The organism is Sphingomonas aliaeris (assembly GCF_016743815.1).
Lineage (GTDB): Bacteria > Pseudomonadota > Alphaproteobacteria > Sphingomonadales > Sphingomonadaceae > Sphingomonas > Sphingomonas aliaeris.
In genome coordinates this window covers 887,349-910,371 of the sequence record NZ_CP061035.1, presented here as the reverse complement: position 1 = coordinate 910,371, position 23,023 = coordinate 887,349, and the positions used below count along the sequence as shown (strand labels likewise).

General features: G+C 65.0%; 26 protein-coding genes. 16 read left to right on the top strand and 10 right to left on the bottom strand.

Annotated elements, in window-relative coordinates:
• Nucleotide 1: 1 nt before the first annotated feature.
• Nucleotides 2-517 (top strand): hypothetical protein, encoded by a 516-nt coding sequence (locus H5J25_RS04030; RefSeq protein WP_202094842.1) that lies wholly within the window; start codon nt 2-4, stop codon nt 515-517.
• On the opposite strand, the gene H5J25_RS04025 is transcribed toward H5J25_RS04030, so the two are convergent.
• From H5J25_RS04025 to H5J25_RS04000, 6 genes are all read right to left on the bottom strand, one after another.
• Entirely contained in the window at nt 459-1,106 is a 648-nt protein-coding gene (locus tag H5J25_RS04025) for a hypothetical protein (protein WP_202094841.1), read from the bottom strand. The genes H5J25_RS04030 and H5J25_RS04025 overlap by 59 nt on opposite strands.
• A 63-nt stretch (nt 1,107-1,169) precedes the next feature.
• Nucleotides 1,170-1,538, bottom strand: a complete 369-nt coding sequence (locus tag H5J25_RS04020; protein WP_202094840.1) for a hypothetical protein — start codon at nt 1,536-1,538, stop codon at nt 1,170-1,172.
• Entirely contained in the window at nt 1,535-3,097 is a 1,563-nt protein-coding gene (locus H5J25_RS04015; RefSeq protein ID WP_202094839.1) for a TM0106 family RecB-like putative nuclease, read from the bottom strand. Before H5J25_RS04015 ends, H5J25_RS04020 begins: the two co-directional genes overlap by 4 nt.
• Complete coding sequence (locus H5J25_RS04010) at nt 3,091-3,456, bottom strand: hypothetical protein (RefSeq protein ID WP_202094838.1); 366 nt, start codon at nt 3,454-3,456, stop codon at nt 3,091-3,093. The genes H5J25_RS04015 and H5J25_RS04010 overlap by 7 nt, the downstream gene beginning before the upstream one ends.
• A complete protein-coding gene (locus H5J25_RS04005; RefSeq protein WP_202094837.1) occupies nt 3,456-4,136 on the bottom strand; it encodes a hypothetical protein in 681 nt (226 codons plus the stop codon). The genes H5J25_RS04010 and H5J25_RS04005 overlap by 1 nt, the downstream gene beginning before the upstream one ends.
• Nucleotides 4,133-4,822: an ATP-binding protein gene (locus H5J25_RS04000; protein WP_202094836.1), complete on the bottom strand. Its 690-nt coding sequence runs from the start codon at nt 4,820-4,822 to the stop codon at nt 4,133-4,135. Before H5J25_RS04000 ends, H5J25_RS04005 begins: the two co-directional genes overlap by 4 nt.
• 305 nt (nt 4,823-5,127) lie before the next feature.
• On the opposite strand from H5J25_RS04000, the gene H5J25_RS03995 reads away from it, so the two are divergent.
• The 9 genes from H5J25_RS03995 (at nt 5,128) to H5J25_RS03955 (ending at nt 12,608) form a co-directional block, all read left to right on the top strand.
• Nucleotides 5,128-5,556, top strand: a complete 429-nt coding sequence (locus H5J25_RS03995; RefSeq protein WP_202094835.1) for a helix-turn-helix domain-containing protein — start codon at nt 5,128-5,130, stop codon at nt 5,554-5,556.
• A 424-nt stretch (nt 5,557-5,980) separates the two neighbouring features.
• A complete protein-coding gene (locus H5J25_RS03990) occupies nt 5,981-6,274 on the top strand; it encodes a helix-turn-helix domain-containing protein (RefSeq protein ID WP_202094834.1) in 294 nt (97 codons plus the stop codon).
• A gap of 181 nt (nt 6,275-6,455) precedes the next feature.
• Entirely contained in the window at nt 6,456-6,914 is a 459-nt protein-coding gene (locus H5J25_RS03985) for a cysteine hydrolase family protein (protein WP_202094833.1), read from the top strand.
• Nucleotides 6,877-7,599: a hypothetical protein gene (locus tag H5J25_RS03980; RefSeq protein WP_202094832.1), complete on the top strand. Its 723-nt coding sequence runs from the start codon at nt 6,877-6,879 to the stop codon at nt 7,597-7,599. The genes H5J25_RS03985 and H5J25_RS03980 overlap by 38 nt, the downstream gene beginning before the upstream one ends.
• Nucleotides 7,600-7,881: 282 nt before the next feature.
• Nucleotides 7,882-8,787 carry a tyrosine-type recombinase/integrase gene (locus H5J25_RS03975; RefSeq protein WP_202094282.1) on the top strand — a complete coding sequence of 302 codons (906 nt, stop codon included), beginning with the start codon at nt 7,882-7,884 and terminating at the stop codon, nt 8,785-8,787.
• Nucleotides 8,788-8,794: 7 nt separating this feature from the next.
• Nucleotides 8,795-9,988, top strand: a complete 1,194-nt coding sequence (locus H5J25_RS03970; protein ID WP_202094283.1) for an IS91 family transposase — start codon at nt 8,795-8,797, stop codon at nt 9,986-9,988.
• A gap of 552 nt (nt 9,989-10,540) precedes the next feature.
• Nucleotides 10,541-10,957 (top strand): cupin domain-containing protein, encoded by a 417-nt coding sequence (locus H5J25_RS03965; protein ID WP_202094831.1) that lies wholly within the window; start codon nt 10,541-10,543, stop codon nt 10,955-10,957.
• Nucleotides 10,954-11,973: an SDR family oxidoreductase gene (locus H5J25_RS03960; RefSeq protein ID WP_225883331.1), complete on the top strand. Its 1,020-nt coding sequence runs from the start codon at nt 10,954-10,956 to the stop codon at nt 11,971-11,973. Before H5J25_RS03965 ends, H5J25_RS03960 begins: the two co-directional genes overlap by 4 nt.
• Nucleotides 11,970-12,608, top strand: a complete 639-nt coding sequence (locus H5J25_RS03955; RefSeq protein WP_202094830.1) for a phosphatase PAP2 family protein — start codon at nt 11,970-11,972, stop codon at nt 12,606-12,608. Before H5J25_RS03960 ends, H5J25_RS03955 begins: the two co-directional genes overlap by 4 nt.
• 64 nt (nt 12,609-12,672) lie before the next feature.
• Here H5J25_RS03955 and H5J25_RS03950 read toward each other — a convergent pair whose 3' ends face one another.
• The 3 genes from H5J25_RS03950 to H5J25_RS03940 form a co-directional block, all read right to left on the bottom strand.
• On the bottom strand, nt 12,673-12,951 hold the full coding sequence (locus H5J25_RS03950) for a DUF3253 domain-containing protein (RefSeq protein WP_202094829.1): 279 nt from the start codon (nt 12,949-12,951) through the stop codon (nt 12,673-12,675).
• A 45-nt stretch (nt 12,952-12,996) separates the two neighbouring features.
• Nucleotides 12,997-14,010, bottom strand: a complete 1,014-nt coding sequence (locus H5J25_RS03945; protein WP_225883330.1) for a fatty acid desaturase — start codon at nt 14,008-14,010, stop codon at nt 12,997-12,999.
• 115 nt (nt 14,011-14,125) lie between these two features.
• Nucleotides 14,126-15,112, bottom strand: a complete 987-nt coding sequence (locus tag H5J25_RS03940; protein ID WP_202094827.1) for a hypothetical protein — start codon at nt 15,110-15,112, stop codon at nt 14,126-14,128.
• Between the two features lie 224 nt (nt 15,113-15,336).
• Here H5J25_RS03940 and H5J25_RS03935 point away from each other — a divergent pair, with 224 nt between their 5' ends.
• From H5J25_RS03935 to H5J25_RS03910, 6 genes are all read left to right on the top strand, one after another.
• Entirely contained in the window at nt 15,337-17,166 is a 1,830-nt protein-coding gene (locus tag H5J25_RS03935) for an AI-2E family transporter (protein WP_202094826.1), read from the top strand.
• Nucleotides 17,167-17,397: 231 nt separating this feature from the next.
• Nucleotides 17,398-17,850 carry a PA2169 family four-helix-bundle protein gene (locus H5J25_RS03930; protein ID WP_202094825.1) on the top strand — a complete coding sequence of 151 codons (453 nt, stop codon included), beginning with the start codon at nt 17,398-17,400 and terminating at the stop codon, nt 17,848-17,850.
• Between the two features lie 592 nt (nt 17,851-18,442).
• Entirely contained in the window at nt 18,443-18,994 is a 552-nt protein-coding gene (locus H5J25_RS03925; RefSeq protein ID WP_202094824.1) for a 3'-5' exonuclease, read from the top strand.
• A gap of 47 nt (nt 18,995-19,041) precedes the next feature.
• Nucleotides 19,042-19,383: a hypothetical protein gene (locus H5J25_RS03920; RefSeq protein ID WP_202094823.1), complete on the top strand. Its 342-nt coding sequence runs from the start codon at nt 19,042-19,044 to the stop codon at nt 19,381-19,383.
• A 124-nt stretch (nt 19,384-19,507) separates the two neighbouring features.
• The gene (locus tag H5J25_RS03915) at nt 19,508-20,413 is read left to right on the top strand and encodes a tyrosine-type recombinase/integrase (protein WP_202094822.1); all 906 of its coding nucleotides are present in this window, start codon (nt 19,508-19,510) and stop codon (nt 20,411-20,413) included.
• Between the two features lie 7 nt (nt 20,414-20,420).
• Nucleotides 20,421-21,614: an IS91 family transposase gene (locus tag H5J25_RS03910; RefSeq protein ID WP_202094283.1), complete on the top strand. Its 1,194-nt coding sequence runs from the start codon at nt 20,421-20,423 to the stop codon at nt 21,612-21,614.
• A gap of 484 nt (nt 21,615-22,098) precedes the next feature.
• On the opposite strand, the gene copD is transcribed toward H5J25_RS03910, so the two are convergent.
• Complete coding sequence (gene copD / locus H5J25_RS03905; RefSeq protein WP_202094821.1) at nt 22,099-23,022, bottom strand: copper homeostasis membrane protein CopD; 924 nt, start codon at nt 23,020-23,022, stop codon at nt 22,099-22,101.
• Nucleotide 23,023 lies beyond the last annotated feature (1 nt).

The following is a 23,023-nucleotide window of genomic DNA, read 5'->3' as shown; positions in this document are numbered from 1 at the left end:
AATGGACGAAGAGAAGATACTGAGTTCCATGGGTATCAGCGATGCCACGCCGCTCAGGAAGGTGGACGTGAGGCTGTGGCTTGCAATCGCGCGACTCAAGGACGGGACGCCTCGCGACCAGACGAACGTCCGGTTGCTGTCGGAGGGCCGGCTAGCCTTCACCGAACTGTCGCTGGCGCGCGAAGCCGCCTGCGCCCGCAACACGATCGCCTCCAACCGGGACCGGCTCGCCACCCTTCTTGAGGCGCTTTCCGATGCAGAGGATCGGCGACGTACCGTCCGTCGGGAGGCCGAGGCCGGCGAGCGCGCCGAACGTCGGGATTCCCGAGCCAAGGACCTGATCATCGAGCAGCAAGCCAGTCTGATCGCCCAGATGCAGGTGGCGCTACACGGCATGACGCGGCGGATAGCCGCAATGTCGGCACGGGCCGGAGCGGCTCCAGGCGCCGGACTGTCGCTCAGCGCGCGTCGTCCCGCACGCGCCAACGGGCGGCCGGATCGCGGCGCCAGCCGATAGCCTCGATCGCGGCGAGGACGTCGGCGTCGATGGCCAGTCCCGCAAGCGCGGGCGAGAGGGCGGCCACGTGACTGTTCCCGTGCATCGCGCAGACTATCGATCGGGCGCCTGCCACGCCGGCGGTCCAGCGGACCGTCGTCTCAGGATTGTACCAAGAGGTATGGGCCAGGGCGTCCATGAGGAGCGAAGCTCCGACGGGACCAGCCGCCAATGCCCGCGTACGCGGATCGGCGATGAGCGACGCGCCGAGATCGACCGCCACCGGCCCCCTCCACTCGACGTCACTCCCGGGAGCCTGCTCAACTCCGCCCGAGCCGGACACCCCCCTTTCCCATAGGCCATCCCCGACCGGCGCCAGCATCACTGCCGTGGTCATGCCATCGGCGAAGACGATGCGACGCCAGCCATCGGAGCGCGTCGACACCGGTGCCCCCCGGCGCGCCTGGCGGAGAAGCGATGCCCGTGCGTGACGAAGGCTTCTGATCGCCGCATCGACATAGATCGTAGCGTGCATGGCACCAGTGCCGACGAGCAGGGCCCGGGCGTCGCATGCGAGCTCGATCGCGGTCTCTATGTCGTTGCCGATCATCGTGCCGCGCTCACGCAGTCCTTGCGGACGCTGGCATCCGCAGAGACAGATGCGCGCCGGCGATCAGAGCGTCTCATCGAAACTCCCGTCACTTGCGCGGAGGCCATCCCTGAGCGCCCTGAGCGCGCCCGGATCGGAGTTTAGGTAGCCGAGCGGCGTCAGAGCAGCGGCGGCGTTGTAGCGCCGTAGCCAGAAGACCGCGTCGGCTCCGAATTCCGATGACAGACGTGTGCAGACCTCGGCCAGGTCGCGCATCCGGGTTTCCGAGACCACGTCCATAGGGGACCAGCGACCGACGATCGGCGGCGGCCACGCGCCCTTGCCAAGGCCCAAGAGCGCGGAGACCTCCTCGTTGGAGAAGCCGATATCGTAAGCCACGCGCTCAAGGCGAGCAATGGCGTGGAACAGCTCGAGCTCGTCTGCCCCGATCATCTCTCGCGCTCCCTGTCCGTCGCGGCCGCGGCTGGCGGCCAATCGAGTGGTCCGCGCACGGGGAGCGCGATGAGACCATCTAGCACGACGGACGACGCGATGCAGTCATCCGCATTGTATTCGAGGATACGCTTCAGCAGAGCCGGATCCCTGGTCTCCTGCCATTCGACGAACCAGCCGATGGAGCCCGCACCACTCGGGGCCTTGTCGCGCCAGTCGAAGCCAAGGTGCCGCGCGACCGCCTTCAGTCCCATCGATCCGATCGGCCACACGGTGGCGGGGAACACGGCATCGAAATACAGGTCGACGGACCGCGGCGACCTGAACAGCTCCTCCACGTCCGCCTCGCTCGCGATCTCGGGATAGCGGCGCTGGAGCAGCCGGTACGTCGTGCGCTCGAATGCGCTGTAGGTGGTCACGAGCGCAGTGGGATCGGCCGTGAGGTAGGCCCAGGCATCCGCAAAGGCATTGCGCTCGCTCTCCCGATCAGGAGCGAGGAAGTGAACGTAGCGTTCAACCGCGTCCGGTCCGGTCCCGATGCGCTCGTGGATGCCGTGCAGATATACGAGGTTGCCGTTCGTTGGATCGGTTTCGAGGTCCAGGTGGAGCTCGTGGTGCCGCCGCTCAAGTCCGAGCGGTCGCGTAGCGTAAGCGCCCGCATCGGGCTGATGCAGAAGCCGGGCACGCTCGACGAAGGTCGCCATGCGCTCGGGGCCGACACCCTTGACCTTTGGACCATCAGTCAGCGGCAGGGCCGCCAGTTCCGCGACCGTGCGCGCGACCGGTGCCAGTGCAGACCGCGCCGCCCTTCCCAGCCCTGCCACCAGGGTCGGGTCATCCGCTGCATACAGCATCGCGCTGCACGTCGATTTCCAAACGCACATGCCGCAAGCGGCGCTCGCCGCGGGAGTAGCGAGCACCGCACCGTCACGTATCACCCGGGCAAGGTCCGTCAGTTCCTCGACCATCCGGGCGATCGAGCGGCCTCCGCGCGACGCGGTCACACCCAGATCGAACCAGGCCGGCACCCCGTCGTCGCCGATCACGAATGCGCGGTCGCCGCTCCCAACACCCAGATCGGCCAGCAGTCCCGCATAGAAGCCGATCTGAGCTGCATAGGCGCTCTTCGCGTCGGTGCCGTTCGCGGCGAACGGCGTGCCGCTCTTGATGTCGCCAGCGTAGTGCGCCCCGTCCTCGAGCACGATGAGGTCCGGCATGCCGAAGCGGTCCCCAAGCTCGAGCCGGGCGCCGACGACAACCCGGGCTCCGGCCGACAGGGCCGCGAGCGTCGCGTTCATCCTCCCGGCGTGCGGAACCGCGCGCAGATCGACCACGTCGCTGCCCAGCTGCGCTATGATCTCGGCCTCGTGCCTGCTGCCGTTCCGCCACAGCAGTTCGACGAAGCCGTTCACCGGGTCGCGGTCGGCGGGATCGGCGAGCAGGTCGTTGTGGAAGCGACGCTCGCAGGCGTACAGGTCGGCGAGCGCCGAGCCCGTGATGGGCAGCAGCGGCTGGGCGGGCGACGACATGCCTTGGGTCGCGTTTTCCGGAATCAGCATGCCCCCTGCTCCGCCGCCAGAATTCGTCGCAGGATGGCGACCCCGTCCGGGTTGCTGAGCATGAAGCGGATCGGGGAGCATCCGAGCCCGACGTTCCTGTTCCGCAGCCAGAGGGCGGCGTCGGCACCGATCAGCCCGAGTGCTGCGGCGAACACGCCGCCGAGCGCCTCGACGCGCCTGGACTGCGCCTTCGTCGGCCACCACAGGGCGCGCACCGACGGCGACATCGGCCACAGGCCATCATGTACGCCGATCAGCCGTTCCATCTCCCATCCACGTACGCCCAGGTCGAGAGACATCGGCTCGAGCGCATCGACGATGCTCAGGATGCTCCGGCGGCTACACACGTTCGTCTGCATCACGCCGGCTCCCTTCCGTACGAATCCTCTGCGGACGTCGGTGTGGGCCAGGCCGCATGGCCCGTCTGAAACGTCAGCACCGTCGCGCCGCCGTCGTCGATCACGGCGACGACCGGCCAGGACGTCGTCTGCAGCCATGGGTGTTCCACGATCTGCGAGACCGGCCGTCCCGGCATGGCCGCGGCCAGGGTGGCCGGAATGCCCCATGGCACGCGCAGGCGCGCGCGGCCGTCGAGCGTGTCGAGCTGCAGCGGGCCAGCGACCACGGTCATCTCGATCGAATTCCCGACGATCCTCACGCCTATTACGTCTTTGTTCGCGGGATCCCATCGCACGATCAGTCCGGCTTTCCGATGGCGGCGGAGGATCGCCTTCGGGGTGAAGGAGAACTGGCGGTCGACGCTTTCCAGCGTCGCTAGTCCGGCGCCCTGCAGCGATCGGATCGGCCAGCCGGGAGGGGGCCGGATGTCGCACGCGACATCTGACAGCTCCAGCCCGGTCGCCTTCGCGACGATGTCGAGCAGCGGCGTGGCGCTCCGGACATTGAGCTCGATGTTGCGGCGGAAGAGCGCCTGCCTCGCACGACATACCGCGAGCGGAAACATCCGCATCTCCATAGCAAGCCGTGCCCCTTCGGGCGACATCCCGGGATCGGCATCGATGCCGACAACGCCGCTCATGCGACCGTCTCCGGGACGATCCATCCGATGGCCGAACGGCCGGCGAGCGGGAGCGTGACGCGGAAGACCGTGCCGGTCCCGCTGGTCTCGCACTCGATGCGGCCGTTCCCCATCCGGACGAGCCCCTCGACGATGCCGGCGCCAAGACCCGTACCGGCGGTCCCCGCCCCGTCGCGGATTCCCGGCCCGTCGTCCTCGACGATCAGCTTTACCTCGTCTCCCGTCTGGCTGACGTTGATGTCGAGGTGTCCCGACCGCCCGACGAGCGCATGGCGCATACCGTTGAAGATCAGCTCGCTCGCGATCAGGAGCAGCCGATACGCCGGACCACCGGGGATCGGCGCCGTGGTGACGGAGAGCCGGATCCGCGCGTCGTCCAGCCCGTCCCGGCCGGCGACCAGTCCACGACACAGGCGTTGGAGGCTCGCATCGACGTCGATCGTGCGCGCCGGTCGCGCAGCGAGCACGCCGTGCACCTTTCCGAATCCCTCGAGACGGTCGATCGCCCTGTCGAAGAGCGATACCCGCAGGCCACCCTGACCCGCCGTCCGCGCCAGCCGCATCGCCGCCAGCGCGCAGGCAACCTCGTTCGCCACGCGGTGCTGGAGATCGGCCAGCAGGAGTGGCGCCTCGCTCGCGTCCAAACCGACATGTTCCCAGTCAACGCCATCTCCATCTACCGGCATACGATCCCCTTCCATCATCAGTGGCCACCTGCTTAACTTTCACATTGTGGAAGTAAATGGCTTTAAGCGAAAAGGACAGCTTCATTATGGGACAGTCTCCCAGCAGGTTTGCAATCTCCGGCAGATCACGTGCCGGCCTCGTCGCGGAAGGGCTTGCGGTGGTCACCTCCGCAACATCGATCCGGGGCGGCACTGCGGCACCGACTGCCAATGGAGAGCAGCTGAATACCGGTTCACCGGTCACACCGGGACCTTCCCCGTGGCGGCTTACCGGTGACCCGGCAATCTGGCTGGGGTCTCTCGCAATGCTAGCCGCCCCACTGTCGTTGCCGTCAGGCGAACAGGGACTGGTCCAGACGACGATGCGCGCAATCGCTCCGCCATCAGTATTTGGAGACGCCAGCGAGAAGCCGCCTTCCGTCGCATCCAATGTGCCGGAAGCCAGGTCTCGGGGCGACAGCGGGGACAGCGGCGACCGTGTCCGGCCTGCCGGAGCGCAGTCGGCGGAACGTGCGCTCGACATCCTCGAGGCGATAGCGGAACACCCCATGTCGCTTGCCGATCTGGCGGCGCACGTCGGTCTCAGCTCTACCACGTGCTACCGGCTGACGAGCGCCCTAGTGGCACGCCGCCTCGTCGCGAACGCAGGCCGCCGCGGCTATAGCCTTGGCGAGCGGGTGAGCGAGCTTGCCCTTGCCGCCGCCGAGCAGCGGGCCATGCGCGGGCGCCATTGACGATACCCGGCCGCGCAGCCGATCACTACGACAACGAACCCCGGGCGCTAAATCAGGCTGGATGCCGTCCCGGCACAGGATGTCCATGGGTCACGCAACGAGCACTTCGGCGGGGACGAAGCGATCCGTTCGACGCGGCGCTTCGCTTCGCCGCAGGCCGCCCCGCCATGTCGAACGGTTTCCGGCATCGATAACCCAAAGGCTATCATTCCCATTGATCCGCGTTCGTTCAGCGGATCGTGCTGGCCGCCGATGCAGCGACCTTCACCGGGCGATCCCGTCGCGGCGTTCACGCGAACCGCGATTGGGACGCAGATCCAACGCCGTATGCAAGCGTATCGTTCGCGATCAGGCCGCTTTCGCCAGCCGACTCGATAGGCGGGCCTTGCGCTCGACGACCGGGACGGCGATTAGCGTTTTCAGGATGGGCGACGAGCACCCCGATACCGGATCGGAACCGGAGACGCGGCTGACCGGCGCCCAGGCGGTCGGACGTGCGCTCGACGTCCTCGACGCGATCGCGGAGCGGCCGATGCTGCTGGCGGAGCTGGCGACGCGGGTCGGCCTCAGCTCGACGACCTGCTACAGGCTCGCCAACGCGCTCGTTGCCCGCGGGCTGCTGTCTGCCGCGGGCCGTCGTGGCTACAGCCTCGGGAACCGCATAGCGGAACTCGGCGTAGCCCTGCGCGAGCAGCGCGAAAAGTCCGGGCAGGACTGATCTCCGGGTCCCCACCCTTCCGCTCGGGGCGGCTCAGTCACACGAACGTATAGATTACAGCGGGACGCTCCACGGGCATAGCTCGTCCGGCAGGGCAGCGGATCGTCGCCACCCCCGACGTGGCGGATCGCCGCGCGTCCATCCGTTCGGGCGCCGCCCGACAATCCGAGGAAGCTCCGCGATGACCGCTACAGACCAGGCCCTCCAGCATGCAGACTACTACGAGGATCCAGCTGTGGGATCACTTCCGACCACGGGCTTCGTGTTCCGGAGGGAGACCGCTGCACTGGTCGTCGTGGACCCACAGAACGACTTCCTGACGGAGGGCGGCGTAGCCTGGGGCCTCGTCGGAGAGAGCGTGGTGGAGAACGACACCGTCGCCAACATCGGACGCCTGTTCGCGGCGGCGAAGGATGCGGGCATCCCGGTCGCGATCTCGCCGCACTACTACTATCATAGCGACCACGACTGGAACTTCGGCGGCCCGTCCGAGCACCTCATGCACGAGATCGGCATGTTCGACCGGTCCGGGCCGCTCAGCCTCGAGGGCTTCGATCGGTCCGGTGCCGACTTCCTCGAGGTCTACAAGCCCTTCAAGCGGCATGGCAACGGCACTTCATCGACCGACCCAATTGGCTGAGGAACGCCGATTCTTCTTCGTCTTATCGATTGTGATCTTTGCGACGGCGATCGCGGGCTTCGGCTCCGACATCTTTGTCGGCCACGTCTGGTTCACCGACTTTCCGTGGCAGGTTCATGTCCACGCGGTGGTCTTCACCTCCTGGATGGTCCTGTACGTAGTGCAGAACTGGCTGGTGGTGGATGGCCAGAGCATCATATTGCACCGCCGGCTCGGCTGGCTGGGCGCTGGGATCGCGACAATCATGGTGCCGCTCGGCATCGCGGCGACGGTGATGGCGATTGCGCGCGGAAGTATCACGGGTATCTTTCCGCTCGGCCTTTTCCTGGTGATGGACATCCTCGGTATCCTCGGCTTCGCCGCGCTCACCTTTGTCGCGATCCGGATGCGCAATCATGCCGGATGGCACAAGCGGCTGATGCTGTGCGGGACGGTGCTGGTCATCGCGCCGGGGATTGGGCGGCTGGTAGGCCCGCTGCCGCTCGGGGATTTAACGCCCTTCGCGCTTTTCGCCGCTATCACGCTGTACATCCTGGTCGGCATCGGATTCGACCTGATCGTCCTGCGGCGCATCCATCCTGCCTACTGGTGGGGCGCCGGCACGGTGGCGCTGCTGCAGCTGCTAACTGGTCCTATCGGCTTCAGCCCGCCAGTCGTGGCCTTCGCAGAACGACTTGCCAACTGACCACAAGGCTGGTCACTGGCGCTCGGACGGCCTTTACGCAAGCATCGCGCGGGTTGACGAGCGAGAGCACGCCCTGATCCTGACGTCGCATGAGCCAACCGGCTGTACGCAACCATAGCCAAGCTAATTCTGCTTCCGGAAACTTGACTGGTCGATACGACCCAGAGCACGAAGCCGCTGCGCGGCAGTGGTGGTGGCGGTGAGGTAGCACAGCCGCGCTGAGGTTTGGTCCTGCGGCAGCGGCAGCAGACGATGGAGTTCCTTCAACGAGAGGAATTCCCCATGGCGATTCTACCAACCGAAACACCCGTTACGCCGCTGCGTCAGCGCATGCTCGACGACATGGCGATGCGCTCAATGCGGTCGCGTACCCAGCACGACTATGTTCGCCACGTTCGCGCCTTCGCCGCTTTCCTGCGACGCTCGCCTGAGACCGCGACCGCCGAGGACGTAAGACGTTTCCAGCTTCACCAGCGCGAGCACGGTGTCGGGGAGTCCGTCATCGGCGCCACAGTATCGGCGCTGCGGTTCCTGTTCGGCGTGACGCTCGACCGGCCCGACCTGTCGCGCAAGCTGGTCCTGGCGCCTCGTCCCCGCAAGCTACCCGACGTGCTGAGCGTCGAGGAGGTAGCGCGGCTGCTCGAGGCGGCGCCGGGCATCAAGTACCGCGCGGCGCTGGGGGTCGCGTACGGCGCCGGATTGCGGGTGTCCGAGGTCGCACACCTCAGAGCCGACGACATCGACAGCAAGCGCATGCTGATCCGCATCGAGGAAGGTAAAGGCCGCAAGGACCGTAACGCGATGCTGTCGCCGCAGCTGCTTGAACTGCTGCGGCTGTGGTGGCGCGAGGGCAAGCGGCGCAGCGTCCTGTTGCCGCACGGCTGGCTATTCCCGGGGCGCAGCTACACCGATCCGATCTCGACCAGACAGCTCCACCGCGCCGTTCATGAGGCTGCCGAGGCGGCCGGGATCCGCAAGCGCGTAAGCCCGCACACCCTGCGGCACAGTTTCGCCACCCACCTGCTCGAGCAGGACGTGGACATCCGCGTCATCCAGGTGCTGCTCGGGCACAGCAAGCTCGAGACGACCGCGCTCTATACCAAGGTCGCCACCCGCACGATCCATGCGGTGACGGGACCACTCGACCGGTTGATGGCGCTGATGGAGGGCAAGCCACCCGCCGGGTGAGCGCGCGATGCGCACCTCGCTCGAGGTCGCCGACATCTTCCGTGCTGCCGGCCCTGCGTACCGGATCGCCCACGCCGGGCATCTGAGCCTCGACCAGCTCAAAGTCATGTCGGCTGTCGAACATTGCCGCACCGCTGCGCTCGGCGGCCACACCGAGGCATGCACCGACTGCGGACACTGGCGGGTCGCCTATAACTCCTGTCGCAACCGGCACTGCCCGCGGTGCCAGGGTGCGGCCGCGCGCGCATGGCTTGCCGAGCGCGAGGCCGACCTGCTGCCGGTCGGCTATTTCCACGTCGTCTTCACCCTGCCGGCCGAGGTCGCCGACATCGCGTTCCACAACAAGGCACTGGTTTACAACCTTCTGTTCAAGGCAGCGTCCGAGACGATGACGACCATCGCCGCTGACCCGAAGCATCTCGGCGCCCGCATTGGCATCACCGCGGTCCTTCATACCTGGGGGTCGGCGATGACCCACCACCCGCACATCCATATGATCGTGCCGGGCGGTGGACTGTCGCCGGACGGCAGCCGCTGGGTGTCGTCACGCCCGGCGTTCCTGCTGCCGGTGCGCGTGCTCGGCAAGCTGTTCCGCCGCCTGTTCCTGACCCGGCTGATGGCGCTGTACGAGGCGGGGCGGCTCGGCTTCTTCGGCAGTCTCGCGGCACTCGCCGACCGCCGCGCCTTCCTGCGACACCTGTCCCCAGCCCGCAAAAAGAACTGGGTCGTCTATGCCAAACCGCCGTTCGCGGGACCGCAGGCGGTGCTCGCCTATCTATCGCGCTACACGCACCGCGTGGCGATCTCGAACAGCCGTCTCGTCCGCTTCGACGAGACCGGGGTGACATTACGCTACAAGAATTATCGCAACGATGTCGCCGACCGGCAGCAGCTGATGACGCTGGCCGCTGACGAGTTCATCCGCCGCTTCCTGATCCACGTTCTGCCGAAAGGCTTCCACCGCATCCGTCACTACGGCCTGCTCGCTGGCGCCACCCGCAAGGCTCACCTCGAACACGCCCGCCAACTGCTCGGGGTCGCCCCGCCCGTGTCTGCTGCCGCGGCGGTCGAACCCGAGGATGCCCGCCCGCCATGCCCATGCTGTGGCGGACGCATGCTCGTCATCGAGACCTTCGAACGCTGGCGCCAGCCCCGCGCACCGCCACGTGGCACCAACCCGACCGGGACCTCCGCGTCATGACCCGGCATCGCTCGCCTTCATCCCGCCGCGCGACCTATGCGCTTCCGGCCATGATGACGCTCGCGTTGACGATGCCGCTCCACGTGCCGACCCACATCTCACGCCTTCGTCAAAGCCGAAAGCCAAGCCAAACCCAGCACCGGACGATCTCGTTCCAGGCCACAGATGCCCGCCTGGGCGGCTGTTGCCCGCGCATCAAACCAGGGCGAAAACCGAAAACCCCATAGGCTAGCATCCGCGGCCCGCGGCTTCCTGCTTTGGAGGATATCGTACACCTCCCGGTGCCCGATTTCCTTCACAATTGCGGACGCTGAGGCACGTTCCTGCGCTTCCCAACTTCAGACACTCGTTCATAGATATCGCCAACTTCCGCCAGCAAGCAGCCGATAGGATCCTTTTCATGTGCAGGGTGATGAAGGTCTGATCGAGACTGGCTGTAAATGACCGGCCGCCGGGTCAGGCTGCGCCTCGACCTCAGCGTCGAACATCGAAAGATGCCGGAACGCTCCATCGTTTCATTCGTCCAGTTCCCCAAGCTCTTAGGAGACGGAAATGACGATCTTTAACAAAGACATGGTCGAACTCGCCGGCAGGAACGAGTTGTGGCAGAAGGAAGTCTATCGCGACGCCAAAGTCCAGATCGTCTTGATGAGCATCCCGGTGCACGAGGAGATCGGCATGGAGACGCATCCGGCCGATCAGACCACCTTCATCGTCCAAGGCGATGCGCAGATCGTGATCGATGGCCATCCGACCAAGGCCGGGCCGAACCACCTTATCGTGGTGCCCAAGGGATCCGAGCACAATATCATCAACAAGGGCTCGGGCGCACTGAAGCTGTTCTCGGTTTACGCCCCGCCGGCCGAACCGGAAGGCGCCGCCTTCAAGACCAAGGCGGAGGCCGAAGAGGCTGAAAAAGGCCTACTCGCCAAGGCGGCCGACGCGATCAAATCGGTCGTCGACCGATGACCGGGCCACTTCGCGTCGTCATCACCGGTGCGTCCAGTGGGATCGGCGGCGCCACCGCGATCGCCTTCGCGAAGGACGGCGCCCGCCTGGTGCTTGGCGCGCGCAGCGAAGCTGGGCTGGAGGATGTCGCAGGTCAGTGTCGCGATGCGGGCGGGGCGGCCGAAACGCGGACGGTCGACGTCACCGATGCCGCAGCGGTCGCGGCGTTTGCCGCCGATGCGCGCGAGACGCTTGGCGGGATCGATTTGTGGTTCAGCTGTGTAGGTGTCGGCGTCGTCGGGAAATATCACGACGTACCGATCGCCGACCATAAGCAGGTGATCGAAACCAATCTCGTCAGCCATATGAACGAGGCGCATGCCGTGCTGCCGATCTTCCTGGCGCAGGATCGCGGAACCTGGGTCAACATGATCTCGGTCGGCGGCTTCCTCGCCACGCCGTATGCGGCAGCTTATTCGGCGAGCAAGTTCGGGTTGCGCGGATTCAGCGAGGCGTTGCGGGGCGAATTGTCGAAGCGACAGCACATCCATGTCTGCGACCTCTATCCGACCTTCGTCGATACGCCCGGGATCGATCATGCCGGCAACTATACCGGCGCGAAACTGTCGCTGCCGCCGGGGGCGCTGGCGCCGGAAAGCGTCGCCAAAGCGGTCGTGCGGCTGGCGCATCGCCCAAGCAACACGACGATGGTCGGCGCGCCCGCGATCGCGATGAAGTTCGCTCAGTTCGCTGTGCCCAATCTCGGTGCCGCGGTCATGAACGGCTTCATGGACACATGGTCGGGCAAGGCCGATCCGGGGGACGATACGTCGGGCACGCTGTTCGATCCCCCGCCAAGGCCAGCGGCACCGATGGCGGCCGGCGCGATCCGGAGCGACGGCGCAAGGTCGCAGTGGCAGCGGGCGCGACAGCCGGGCTCGGCGCGGCGGCGATCGCCGCGTGGCTGTGGCGGCGTCGCGACTGAGGCGCGTTCGCTTCGGAGCCAATTGCCCGCGCCGACGGTTGGGCCGTCATGACACAACAGAAAAAGCGCAACCGGGTCGCACATGCGGATCACCGCATCAGCAGCAAGGTCAACGGAGAGCGCGATAGCCGGGTAATGAGGATGCTCGGCGCGGCGAGCGAGATCGGGGATCAACCGCAGATGCGGTTACTCTGCGCCGGTACGATCGCACTGGCGCTCGCGCGCCGGGATCGGGGTCTGGCCGCTACCGGGCTGAAGATGCTGGCCGCGCATACGCTCGCGACTTGGGGCAAGAGCGGCGTGAAGGCCGTCATCAACCGTACCCGACCGGAAAGCGGCGACGACCCGAAGGTCCGGCTCGGCTCGAGCGAGGAGCATGCCGAAAACTCGTTTCCGTCCGGTCACAGCGCCGGTGCGGTATCCGTGGCCGAAGCGTTCGCACGGGACTATCCGCAGCATGCCGTCGCGGCACGCCTCGCCGCGTTTGCGGTCTCGGCCATCCAGGTACCGCGCGGGACGCATTATGCCGGCGATGTCGCCGCCGGAATGCTGATCGGCCTCGCCGCCGAGCGCGCCAGCGACGGCGCTCTCCGGCGGGTCTCCCATCTACTGCCGGAAAGAGGCGTTCCCGACCGTCGGCTCGATCCCGCTAGGCGGTCTCAGTTGCTCGATGTCAGGAGGGAATGATGGACCACCCACCGGCATCGGTCAACGATGTCGTGGGCCCCGGCTCGTCACGCCCGGCGGCGGTTCATGATGACGGCGTCGCGCCGCCGATCCGATAAGGTCCGTTGCGGGTCGTCATAGACGTTCCTTTCCAGCTTAGCGTCACCCGTCCTTCCTTGAGAAGACTATCCATAGCGTCATGAACCAGCGGCATGGCGTCTCGCCAGCCGCTTGCGGAAGCGATCGCACGCGCCACTTCACTGGGGCATATCGTCGCGTTCGGCGATCTTCGTGCGAGAAGCGTCAGAGCCGTATCCCTGGCGCGCGCCGTCGTCGGATCTGGTGGAGGCTGGGTTTCCGGCATCAGACCGCCATCAGATACGGCCTGGCAGGATATACCGAGTTGGTCTCATATGTGATCCAGGACGGGTGCCGGGTCGGGAATTTGCCGTGCAGCCCGAAACGAGACCAGCCGGCTGGTCCCCTCGTCCCACAAAACCAGTTTCACGGATTGGAGGCTTTCTCTGATCGTGAGACGATTGATCTCCGCAAGCTCAGGTCGCGCGGCCAATGCTTCGGGGAGCCGGTAAAACGGGATATTGCTGCATAGATGGTGGAGGTGATGCATTCCGATATTGGCGGTGAACCAGCGCAGAACTCCGGGCAGCACATAGTGAGAGCTGCCATGTAACGCTGCGGGATGGAAAGCCCAATCCTCGCCTTTGCTCCAATGCGTGTCCTCGAATTGGTGCTGTACATAAAACAGCCATACGCCGACCGATGCTGCCAACAGCGTGATCGGCAACTGGATCGACAGGAACGCCGGCAGTCCCACGAGCAGAATGAGAAAGGTAGCGACTGATGCGATCGCAGCGTTCGTACCCATCGCGCTCGCCCATGGGCGCCAGCCTTCGCGCATGTGACCCAGAGGGAGGCGATACCGTAAGAAGAAAAGCCATGTAGGCCCGATACCGAACATGACCAGCGGACTTCGGTAGAGCCGATATCCCAGCCGGTTGAGAGAGTTGAGCGCCCTGAACTCCGCCACGGTGAGCGTATCGACATCGCCTATGCCGCGCCGGTCCAGATTGCCGGTTCCGGCATGGTGCGTCGCATGACCGCGGCGCCACAAATTGTAGGGGCTAAGAGTGAGCACCCCCATGCACCGGCCAACCCAGTCGTTGGCGTTACGTCCCTTGAAAAACGCTCCGTGCCCGCAATCATGCTGAATGAGAAACAGGCGCAGGAGAAACCCCGCTGCCGGAACAGCCAGGAGGAGCGTCAACGCATAGTGAATGTCCAGCGTTATCCACATGAGTACCCAAAGTGCGATCAGCGGAACGATGCTGACCAACAGTTCGAATGTTCCACGTGCGGCACTTGGTCGGCGGAAGGTCGCGAGTTGGCGAGCGGCGGCCTTCACATCCAAAGGTGAGACTTTCGACCCACTAACGCCTGCGGGAGCAGATTGATTCGATTGCATGATTACTCGAACACGGGGGAAGGGAGCCGGGAAGGTGAGTTCCCGGCTCGATTCATCATAAAGCCGTCATGCGTGGGCTGTTGACGCTATGTCCACCGTTACGACGAAGAATGTCCCGTACGGTCGCATTATCGACACCAGCGTCGCCGCTAACCGTGACCAAAACGCCGCCGCTGCTGAGACCATCGTTGTAATAGTCGGCATCTTCCTCGCTTACGCCGTGGCCCTTCAACGTTTCATTCAGCGTGCCCGCCACCGCGCCCGCCGCAGCCCCGATCGCGATAGCGCCAGGGACCGCCGACGCCGCGATGGCGCCCGCGGCGACGAGTGGCCCGACGCCCGGGATGGCCAAGGCAAGAACGCCCAGGCCAGCACCGAGGGCGCCGCCACCCAGTATCCCGCGGGCAAGGTCTTGATGATGCTCATCGGTGATGTCGCCATCGACACTGCGCGCCGTCGTCGTACCTCTGTTCTGCGCGATTACCGACAGCGCGCCGTCATGGACGCCCGCGCTACGAAGTTCGGCGACGGCACGCTGCGCTTCGTCCTCGCTATCGAACATCGCCGAGGCAAGGGCCTGCCCGCCATGGCCGGATCGATCGCCCGTCGCCGCCAAGCCGGCGCTGGTGCCCGCCAGCGCGTTCGCCGCGCGATCCAACGGCCCACGGTTGGGATCGTCGTTCTGGAACGCGGCCGAGACACCGCCGGTCCCACCGGTGATCGCATTCGCTGCCCGATCGAGGGGTCCACGGTTCGGATCGTCATGACCGGTCATCGCATTTTCAGCCCGGTCGAGTGGCCCGCGGTTGGGATCGTCGTGGCCTGACATCGCATTTTCAGTCCGGTCGAGCGGACCGCGATTGGGGTCGTCATGACCCGCCGCAGCCGACAAGCCACCGCTTCCTCCGGTTATGGCGTTCGCCGCGCGATCCAGCGGGCCACGGTTGGGATCGTCGCGGCCGTCGACCGCGTTCGCAGCGCGGTCGAGGGGGCCGCGATTAGGGTCGTCGTTACCAAAGCCGCTTCTGTTGCCGTCGGTCATCGATGCTCTCCTGACATACTCTTTTCCCTGACACGACGCCCCGTGATGTAGCCACGCGGCGTCTGCAGGAGTTGATGTCGAACAAGCGATGTAAGTTATTGTTCATATCTCATTTTTCGAAGTCGAACGTTCGATCTCCGCGTCCCCGACGGACGGTGACAATTTTAAGTTTGGGCCGATAAGGGTCTCGCAAGATTGATGAAATCCGACCTAGGGCTACCGTTATGATCGAGCGCCAAGATACTCCGAAAGCGATCGGCCGCAGCCTCACGGGTTCCTGGAGGCAAGGCCGTGCGCTCGATGCGGCGGGCCCCTGGATCATCGCGTCGATCGTTACGTTTGGCTTGTATGCGGGACGCTCGGTTCTGCTCCCGATCATTCTCGCGATCTTGCTGTCGTTCTTGCTGGCACCGATCGTTGCCGGATTTCGCAGGCTTCGTGTACCTCGGGCACCAGCAGTCCTCCTTGCGATCGTTCTGGCGCTGGGGGCCATCGGCACTACAAGCGCGATTCTGATAAGCCAGGCTGCGACGCTGTCGCGCGATGCCCCGGCCTATGCGGAGAGGATCACCGCAAAGGTCGCCGATCTGCGGACCGCGATCCACGAACGGTTCGGCTCGGTCCTCCGATCGAGCGGCGGAAGCAGCAGCAAGACCAGTCAAGACTCCCGTCGCGCAGGAGCGGCGTTGGCGGCCCGTCCGGAAGACAGCCGGGCGGTACCGGTCGAGATCCGTGAACCAATGCCGAGTGCGATGGACGAGATACGCAGTTATCTCCTCCCCGCGCTGGCACCGATCGAAACGACACTGATCGTTCTGATCGTGGCGATCTTCATCTTGTTTCAGAAGGAGGATCTGCGTGATCGGCTGATCCGGATCATGGGAACCGCAGACCTCCATCGTACGACGATCGCGTTGGACGAGGGCGCAAAGCGCCTGAGCCGGTATTTTCTGTCCCAATCCATCGTCAACTTCAGCTTCGGTACGGTCATTTGGGTGGGGCTATATTCCATCGGTATACCCTCACCCGGGCTATGGGGCGTTCTTGCCGGCCTTCTGCGGTTCATCCCCTATGTCGGTGTTCTGGTCGCCGGGGTGGGGCCACTCGCGCTTGCCGCTGCCGTCGACCCGGGTTGGTTGATGGTGGGATATGTCACCCTACTGTTTTTGATAGTAGAACCACTTGTGGGGTATGTCATAGAGCCCTTGCTGTACGGTCATTCGACCGGCCTGTCCCCGGTGTCGGTCGTCGTCGCAGCGTTATTCTGGACGTGGATCTGGGGGCCACTGGGCCTCGTTCTCTCGATGCCGCTTACCTTGATGCTCGTCGTATTAGGCCGACATATCCCTGCGTTCGAGATATTCGACGTCGTATTGGGCGACCGCCCGGCTCTTTCGCCAGCCCAGTCCTTCTATCAGCGGGTACTCGCCGGTCATCCGGAGGAAGCAATCGAATTGGCCGAGATCCAGCTCGAGACCATGACGCGAACGGCATATTACGATAGCGTGATTCTTTGTGGCCTGCGTCTCGCGGTGGCGGATCTCGACCGCGGCGCGATCGCACGCGACGCGCTGCACGCGGTCGGCGATGCTACGCTGGAAGTTCTGGAAGCGCTGGAAGACTATCCCGATCCGCCGACACGAAATGCGGAGCTGGCGCCTCTGGAGGATCCGAAGGCGCGGATTAGTACAGCATGCGCAGACCTGAACAGTTCCGTCCTGTGCGTGGCGGGGCGCGGTCCGCTCGACCCCGCGGTCGCCCGTATGGCAGCACAGCTCCTGCGGCGGGCGGGCTGCGACGTATCTGAGCAGGTGCGACCCTCTGGCACGGCGAATGTTCTCGCAAACATCGACGCCAGCGTCATCTGCATCCTTGGCTTGTTCGACGAACGAAGCTTTCGGCGAATGCAGCCTGTCATCACTAACCTGAAAAGCGCGGTGTCGAACGCCAGTGTGCTGGCCGGGATGACACGGGAACAGCGGGCCGACCCGACTTCTCACGAACTGCTGACCTCGATGGAATCACTTTGTCAGGCTGTCTCTTCAACCGGTTGACTGTGCGTCGGACGCAACAATTCACCGCGGGCCTTTATCCGTTCCAGACGGTAAGCTTATTCGCGATTGGGCCACAAGGAAGTTCAAATCTATGCGGTCCTTCAGAAACACTTAGGCAGATCTCTAAAACGGTCGTTCGGAAACTGGTCACCGACGGGTCAGGTTCTTAGACACGGAACAGTTGCACCAAGCACCCGTTGGTCGTCCTCCCAACACCGACGGAGCTGCAGTATGACCGACACAAGTCACGATATTCGTACACTGAATGGTTTGATCGCCACGACGCTGGACAGCGTGGACGGCTATGAGAGCGCCGCAAAGGACAGCGAAGACACGCGTTTTACGACCCGTTTCACCTCGCGTGCGGCCGAACGTCGTCGGGTCGTTTCCGACCTGCAGGCGGAGGTGGCGCGTCAGGGCGGCAATCCGGAAGATGATGGCACCACTCTCGCCGGCGCGCACCGGGTATTCCTGGATTTGAAAGCTGCGGTGACTGGTAAGAACGACAAGGCGATCGTCAACGAGGTTGAGCGGGGCGAAGACCATATCAAGGCGAAGTTTGAAGAGGCAATGCGGGACAGTGATCTTTCTGCGCAGACGCAGGCGGCTATCAACTCGGCGTGGAACTCCGTGAAGAACGGCCATGATGAAATGCGCGATCTGAAGCATTCGATGGAGTCATAAGTGCGTCGGGTCGGGGGTCCGTGACCTAGCCCCCGGCCCCTTTTCCTTCCAAAATGAGGCCTCATCACGGTCCTCGAACGTGACTGGCATGATTAGCGACTGGATTTGATATGACCCACACACCGCCCGTACCTGACGCGAACAAGTCCCCATATCCTCTTCGGGAAGCGCCGCACAAAACCCCTTCGGCCGCAAATCGGGAGACAGTAGACACTCGTGACGGCGAAAGCGTCGCGGCGTCGGCCGACGCTCTGGGTCCGACGTTCGATAAGGCCAAGGCATTCGCAAGCGATCGACCGTTCGCCACCGCTGCTTTGATAGGAACGATCGCAGTGGCGATCTTCACCACACTGCGAGGAAAGCGATCTTGATATCAATGTACGGAGCGCCTGAAAGACGCTCGGTGTGGATAACCACCGTCGCCATATTCGTATTTTAATACGACGGTGATCTGGCTGGTGCGGGGGGCGGCTTGCCGATGCCCCTCGCCCGCCCGCCGACAATTGCGTGCGCTTGGTCCGACAGAGCCGCTCCGGGGTATGCGCTTACCGCGCGCCTTGGCCCCCGGGCTGAATTGCGGCAGTTTACAGGTATGAAGGCATTTCTCGATTTTGAGGCGTCATCCCTATCGAAGAACAGCTACCCCATAGAGGTTGCTTGGGTGTTCCAGAGCGGGCGCTCGGAGCACCACCTGATCGCCCCGGCGACGGGCTGGGTTGATTGGGACGATGCGTCGGAAGCCATCCACGGGATCAGCCGTTCGACGCTCGAAGCTGAGGGGAAGTCGCACAACGAGGTCGCGAGCCGGATGATGGAAGCACTGACCGGGCATGACCTGTTCGCCAGCGCCCCCTCTTGGGACGGGAAATGGCTAAGCGTCTTGTTGCGGGGCGCGGGGCTACCGCGCCATGCCCTGAGGCTTCGCGACACCGATGAGGCGTTGCGAGAAAGCGCCACCGAAATCCTTCGGCCCGTTCTCACCGCCACCCGCATCGATGTCGCGGTTCATGAAATCGTCGCAAAGGCCAACTTGGCTAGGAACACGGAGCCAGCACATCGTGCGCTCGCCGACGCTATCGATGAATACGAGACCTGGCTTCGCGTCAGGCAGGCGGCTCGAGCGCTGGTGATGAGTCTCGCGTGAGCCGCCCTGCCCGCCCTCCGTCGAATGGGTTAACGGCGGTGGTCTGGATGGCGGCGGCGAAGCGAGCCGCGAGCACCTTGCACGCTACGACGGTCGGCCAGAGCCGAGCAAAGCATTCCGTTTATGTGGTGCTACTACATGACCCAGGATTTCCGGAACGCTGGGGACTGTATGTAGGCCAGACCTCCCGCGACCCGGACTGGCGGTTCGATCAACATAAGCTTGGATACAAGGCGAGCGGTGCGGTCAGACGGTTTGGCACTCAGCTGCTGCCGGATTTCGTCGATCATCTCAATCCTATGCGGCAGTGGGAATCACTCGAACTCGAGGCGGCGCTCGCCGACACGTTCCGTGAGGTAGGGGTGCCCTGGGTCGAGGGGGGCCATTAAGACCCAGAGCACGAAGCCGCTGCGCGGCAGTGGTGGTGGCGGTGAGGTAGCACAGCCGCGCTGAGGTTTGGTCCTGCGGCAGCGGCAGCAGACGATGGAGTTCCTTCAACGAGAGGAATTCCCCATGGTGATTCTACCAACCGAAACACCCGTTACGCCGCTGCGTCAGCGCATGCTCGACGACATGGCGATGCGCTCAATGCGGTCGCGTACCCAGCACGACTATGTTCGCCACGTTCGCGCCTTCGCCGCTTTCCTGCGACGCTCGCCTGAGACCGCGACCGCCGAGGACGTAAGACGTTTCCAGCTTCACCAGCGCGAGCACGGTGTCGGGGAGTCCGTCATCGGCGCCACAGTATCGGCGCTGCGGTTCCTGTTCGGCGTGACGCTCGACCGGCCCGACCTGTCGCGCAAGCTGGTCCTGGCGCCTCGTCCCCGCAAGCTACCCGACGTGCTGAGCGTCGAGGAGGTAGCGCGGCTGCTCGAGGCGGCGCCGGGCATCAAGTACCGCGCGGCGCTGGGGGTCGCGTACGGCGCCGGATTGCGGGTGTCCGAGGTCGCACACCTCAGAGCCGACGACATCGACAGCAAGCGCATGCTGATCCGCATCGAGGAAGGTAAAGGCCGCAAGGACCGTAACGCGATGCTGTCGCCGCAGCTGCTTGAACTGCTGCGGCTGTGGTGGCGCGAGGGCAAGCGGCGCAGCGTCCTGTTGCCGCACGGCTGGCTATTCCCGGGGCGCAGCTACACCGATCCGATCTCGACCAGACAGCTCCACCGCGCCGTTCATGAGGCTGCCGAGGCGGCCGGGATCCGCAAGCGCGTAAGCCCGCACACCCTGCGGCACAGTTTCGCCACCCACCTGCTCGAGCAGGACGTGGACATCCGCGTCATCCAGGTGCTGCTCGGGCACAGCAAGCTCGAGACGACCGCGCTCTATACCAAGGTCGCCACCCGCACGATCCATGCGGTGACGGGACCACTCGACCGGTTGATGGCGCTGATGGAGGGCAAGCCACCCGCCGGGTGAGCGCGCGATGCGCACCTCGCTCGAGGTCGCCGACATCTTCCGTGCTGCCGGCCCTGCGTACCGGATCGCCCACGCCGGGCATCTGAGCCTCGACCAGCTCAAAGTCATGTCGGCTGTCGAACATTGCCGCACCGCTGCGCTCGGCGGCCACACCGAGGCATGCACCGACTGCGGACACTGGCGGGTCGCCTATAACTCCTGTCGCAACCGGCACTGCCCGCGGTGCCAGGGTGCGGCCGCGCGCGCATGGCTTGCCGAGCGCGAGGCCGACCTGCTGCCGGTCGGCTATTTCCACGTCGTCTTCACCCTGCCGGCCGAGGTCGCCGACATCGCGTTCCACAACAAGGCACTGGTTTACAACCTTCTGTTCAAGGCAGCGTCCGAGACGATGACGACCATCGCCGCTGACCCGAAGCATCTCGGCGCCCGCATTGGCATCACCGCGGTCCTTCATACCTGGGGGTCGGCGATGACCCACCACCCGCACATCCATATGATCGTGCCGGGCGGTGGACTGTCGCCGGACGGCAGCCGCTGGGTGTCGTCACGCCCGGCGTTCCTGCTGCCGGTGCGCGTGCTCGGCAAGCTGTTCCGCCGCCTGTTCCTGACCCGGCTGATGGCGCTGTACGAGGCGGGGCGGCTCGGCTTCTTCGGCAGTCTCGCGGCACTCGCCGACCGCCGCGCCTTCCTGCGACACCTGTCCCCAGCCCGCAAAAAGAACTGGGTCGTCTATGCCAAACCGCCGTTCGCGGGACCGCAGGCGGTGCTCGCCTATCTATCGCGCTACACGCACCGCGTGGCGATCTCGAACAGCCGTCTCGTCCGCTTCGACGAGACCGGGGTGACATTACGCTACAAGAATTATCGCAACGATGTCGCCGACCGGCAGCAGCTGATGACGCTGGCCGCTGACGAGTTCATCCGCCGCTTCCTGATCCACGTTCTGCCGAAAGGCTTCCACCGCATCCGTCACTACGGCCTGCTCGCTGGCGCCACCCGCAAGGCTCACCTCGAACACGCCCGCCAACTGCTCGGGGTCGCCCCGCCCGTGTCTGCTGCCGCGGCGGTCGAACCCGAGGATGCCCGCCCGCCATGCCCATGCTGTGGCGGACGCATGCTCGTCATCGAGACCTTCGAACGCTGGCGCCAGCCCCGCGCACCGCCACGTGGCACCAACCCGACCGGGACCTCCGCGTCATGACCCGGCATCGCTCGCCTTCATCCCGCCGCGCGACCTATGCGCTTCCGGCCATGATGACGCTCGCGTTGACGATGCCGCTCCACGTGCCGACCCACATCTCACGCCTTCGTCAAAGCCGAAAGCCAAGCCAAACCCAGCACCGGACGATCTCGTTCCAGGCCACAGATGCCCGCCTGGGCGGCTGTTGCCCGCGCATCAAACCAGGGCGAAAACCGAAAACCCCATAGGCTAGCATCCGCGGCCCGCGGCTTCCTGCTTTGGAGGATATCGTACACCTCCCGGTGCCCGATTTCCTTCACACAAGACGACATTCATCCGTCGTCTCGCGCTCCCCAACTTCAGCCATCCATTCATGTTTGCCCGATGCATCGACAAGCGATTTCGAGAATGGCGAGAAGTGAGGACATTCCTGCCAGTCAGCTTTCAGGATTGGAACGGTCGAAAGCCGCCGGTACGTGGTGTCACAACCGTTCGGTTGTGACACTTAGGGGGCGAGCGGTTCAAGGGTCCCAAGCCATGCTACCAGCGCAAGAATAGCAATTATGCATCCCGTCTCGGCACCCAAGCTTCGGCGCAACGCGCCAAGCGCGCCGCGATGATCGCTCGCGGCGATCGACGCCTCGAACCGCGGCGTCAGGCGAAAGCGATTTAGCGCGGCAAGACCCAGCATGAGGGCGAACAGCGCCAGCTTGGCGAGCAGGAGCTGACCATAGAGCGTCGTCCCTAGCGCCCGGACGTTGCCGGGGCCAACCAGCAGCCAAGCGTTGATGAGGCCGGTGACGACCAGCGTGGTGACAACGATCGTCCCGACCGTGCCGAACCCGTGGAGAGCACGGTACGAGAGCGCGAGGTGCGTGGCATCGACCCGGCGCGCGGGCCGCGCCACCAGCAAGACCAATCCAAGCAGCGCACCAGTCCAGGCCCCCGCCGCGACCAGGTGGAGAATGTCGGCGGCCAGATGCACCCAGCCCACCGTTCCCTCATTCATCGCGGCATGCCCGGTCCAGGCGAGCGTCGCCAGCGACGCGCCCGAGGCGAGCGCGACCACCACCAGCCAAAGCCCGCGCCGAGCCGTGAATAGCGCCGCCAGCGCCGCCACGGCGAGCGCGGCCACCCGCAGCTTCCACGCTGTTCCTATTCCCGGCTGATCGAGCAGCATCCCGACCGTATCGCGATCGACCGGCCAAGGTGGCGTTCCCATCATCGCAGCAGCGAGCAGCGCGAGCGCGACGGCCGAGAGCAGGAGGCCGAGCACCGCACTCGCCACCAGCCAAGGCCGGAGCGCGAGCGCACTGACGCGCTCGCCAGCGCGTAGACCATAGAGGCTGAATGCCGACAAGCCGAACAGGCCGCCCAAAACGCCGTAGAGCGCGAAGCGGACGCCGATCAACGGCCAGTCGGCACCCACC

Bases quoted from the DNA above. Each gene is read 5' to 3' on its own strand.
- H5J25_RS04015 (WP_202094839.1), bottom strand. From the start codon at position 3,097: ATGCTGATTCCGGAAAACGCGACCCAAGGCATGTCGTCGCCCGCCCAG.
- H5J25_RS03960 (WP_225883331.1), top strand. From the start codon at position 10,954: ATGACCGGGCCACTTCGCGTCGTCATCACCGGTGCGTCCAGTGGGATC.
- H5J25_RS03965 (WP_202094831.1), top strand. From the start codon at position 10,541: ATGACGATCTTTAACAAAGACATGGTCGAACTCGCCGGCAGGAACGAG.
- H5J25_RS03955 (WP_202094830.1), top strand. From the start codon at position 11,970: ATGACACAACAGAAAAAGCGCAACCGGGTCGCACATGCGGATCACCGC.
- H5J25_RS04025 (WP_202094841.1), bottom strand. From the start codon at position 1,106: ATGATCGGCAACGACATAGAGACCGCGATCGAGCTCGCATGCGACGCC.
- H5J25_RS03915 (WP_202094822.1), top strand. From the start codon at position 19,508: ATGGTGATTCTACCAACCGAAACACCCGTTACGCCGCTGCGTCAGCGC.
- H5J25_RS03930 (WP_202094825.1), top strand. From the start codon at position 17,398: ATGACCGACACAAGTCACGATATTCGTACACTGAATGGTTTGATCGCC.
- H5J25_RS04020 (WP_202094840.1), bottom strand. From the start codon at position 1,538: ATGATCGGGGCAGACGAGCTCGAGCTGTTCCACGCCATTGCTCGCCTT.
- H5J25_RS03910 (WP_202094283.1), top strand. From the start codon at position 20,421: ATGCGCACCTCGCTCGAGGTCGCCGACATCTTCCGTGCTGCCGGCCCT.
- H5J25_RS04000 (WP_202094836.1), bottom strand. From the start codon at position 4,822: ATGCCGGTAGATGGAGATGGCGTTGACTGGGAACATGTCGGTTTGGAC.
- H5J25_RS03925 (WP_202094824.1), top strand. From the start codon at position 18,443: ATGAAGGCATTTCTCGATTTTGAGGCGTCATCCCTATCGAAGAACAGC.
- H5J25_RS03940 (WP_202094827.1), bottom strand. From the start codon at position 15,112: ATGACCGACGGCAACAGAAGCGGCTTTGGTAACGACGACCCTAATCGC.
- H5J25_RS03920 (WP_202094823.1), top strand. From the start codon at position 19,042: ATGGCGGCGGCGAAGCGAGCCGCGAGCACCTTGCACGCTACGACGGTC.
- H5J25_RS03995 (WP_202094835.1), top strand. From the start codon at position 5,128: ATGCTAGCCGCCCCACTGTCGTTGCCGTCAGGCGAACAGGGACTGGTC.
- H5J25_RS03980 (WP_202094832.1), top strand. From the start codon at position 6,877: ATGGCAACGGCACTTCATCGACCGACCCAATTGGCTGAGGAACGCCGA.
- H5J25_RS03935 (WP_202094826.1), top strand. From the start codon at position 15,337: ATGATCGAGCGCCAAGATACTCCGAAAGCGATCGGCCGCAGCCTCACG.
- H5J25_RS04010 (WP_202094838.1), bottom strand. From the start codon at position 3,456: ATGCAGACGAACGTGTGTAGCCGCCGGAGCATCCTGAGCATCGTCGAT.
- H5J25_RS03970 (WP_202094283.1), top strand. From the start codon at position 8,795: ATGCGCACCTCGCTCGAGGTCGCCGACATCTTCCGTGCTGCCGGCCCT.
- H5J25_RS03990 (WP_202094834.1), top strand. From the start codon at position 5,981: ATGGGCGACGAGCACCCCGATACCGGATCGGAACCGGAGACGCGGCTG.
- H5J25_RS03950 (WP_202094829.1), bottom strand. From the start codon at position 12,951: ATGCCGGAAACCCAGCCTCCACCAGATCCGACGACGGCGCGCGCCAGG.
- H5J25_RS04030 (WP_202094842.1), top strand. From the start codon at position 2: ATGGACGAAGAGAAGATACTGAGTTCCATGGGTATCAGCGATGCCACG.
- H5J25_RS03975 (WP_202094282.1), top strand. From the start codon at position 7,882: ATGGCGATTCTACCAACCGAAACACCCGTTACGCCGCTGCGTCAGCGC.
- H5J25_RS04005 (WP_202094837.1), bottom strand. From the start codon at position 4,136: ATGAGCGGCGTTGTCGGCATCGATGCCGATCCCGGGATGTCGCCCGAA.
- H5J25_RS03985 (WP_202094833.1), top strand. From the start codon at position 6,456: ATGACCGCTACAGACCAGGCCCTCCAGCATGCAGACTACTACGAGGAT.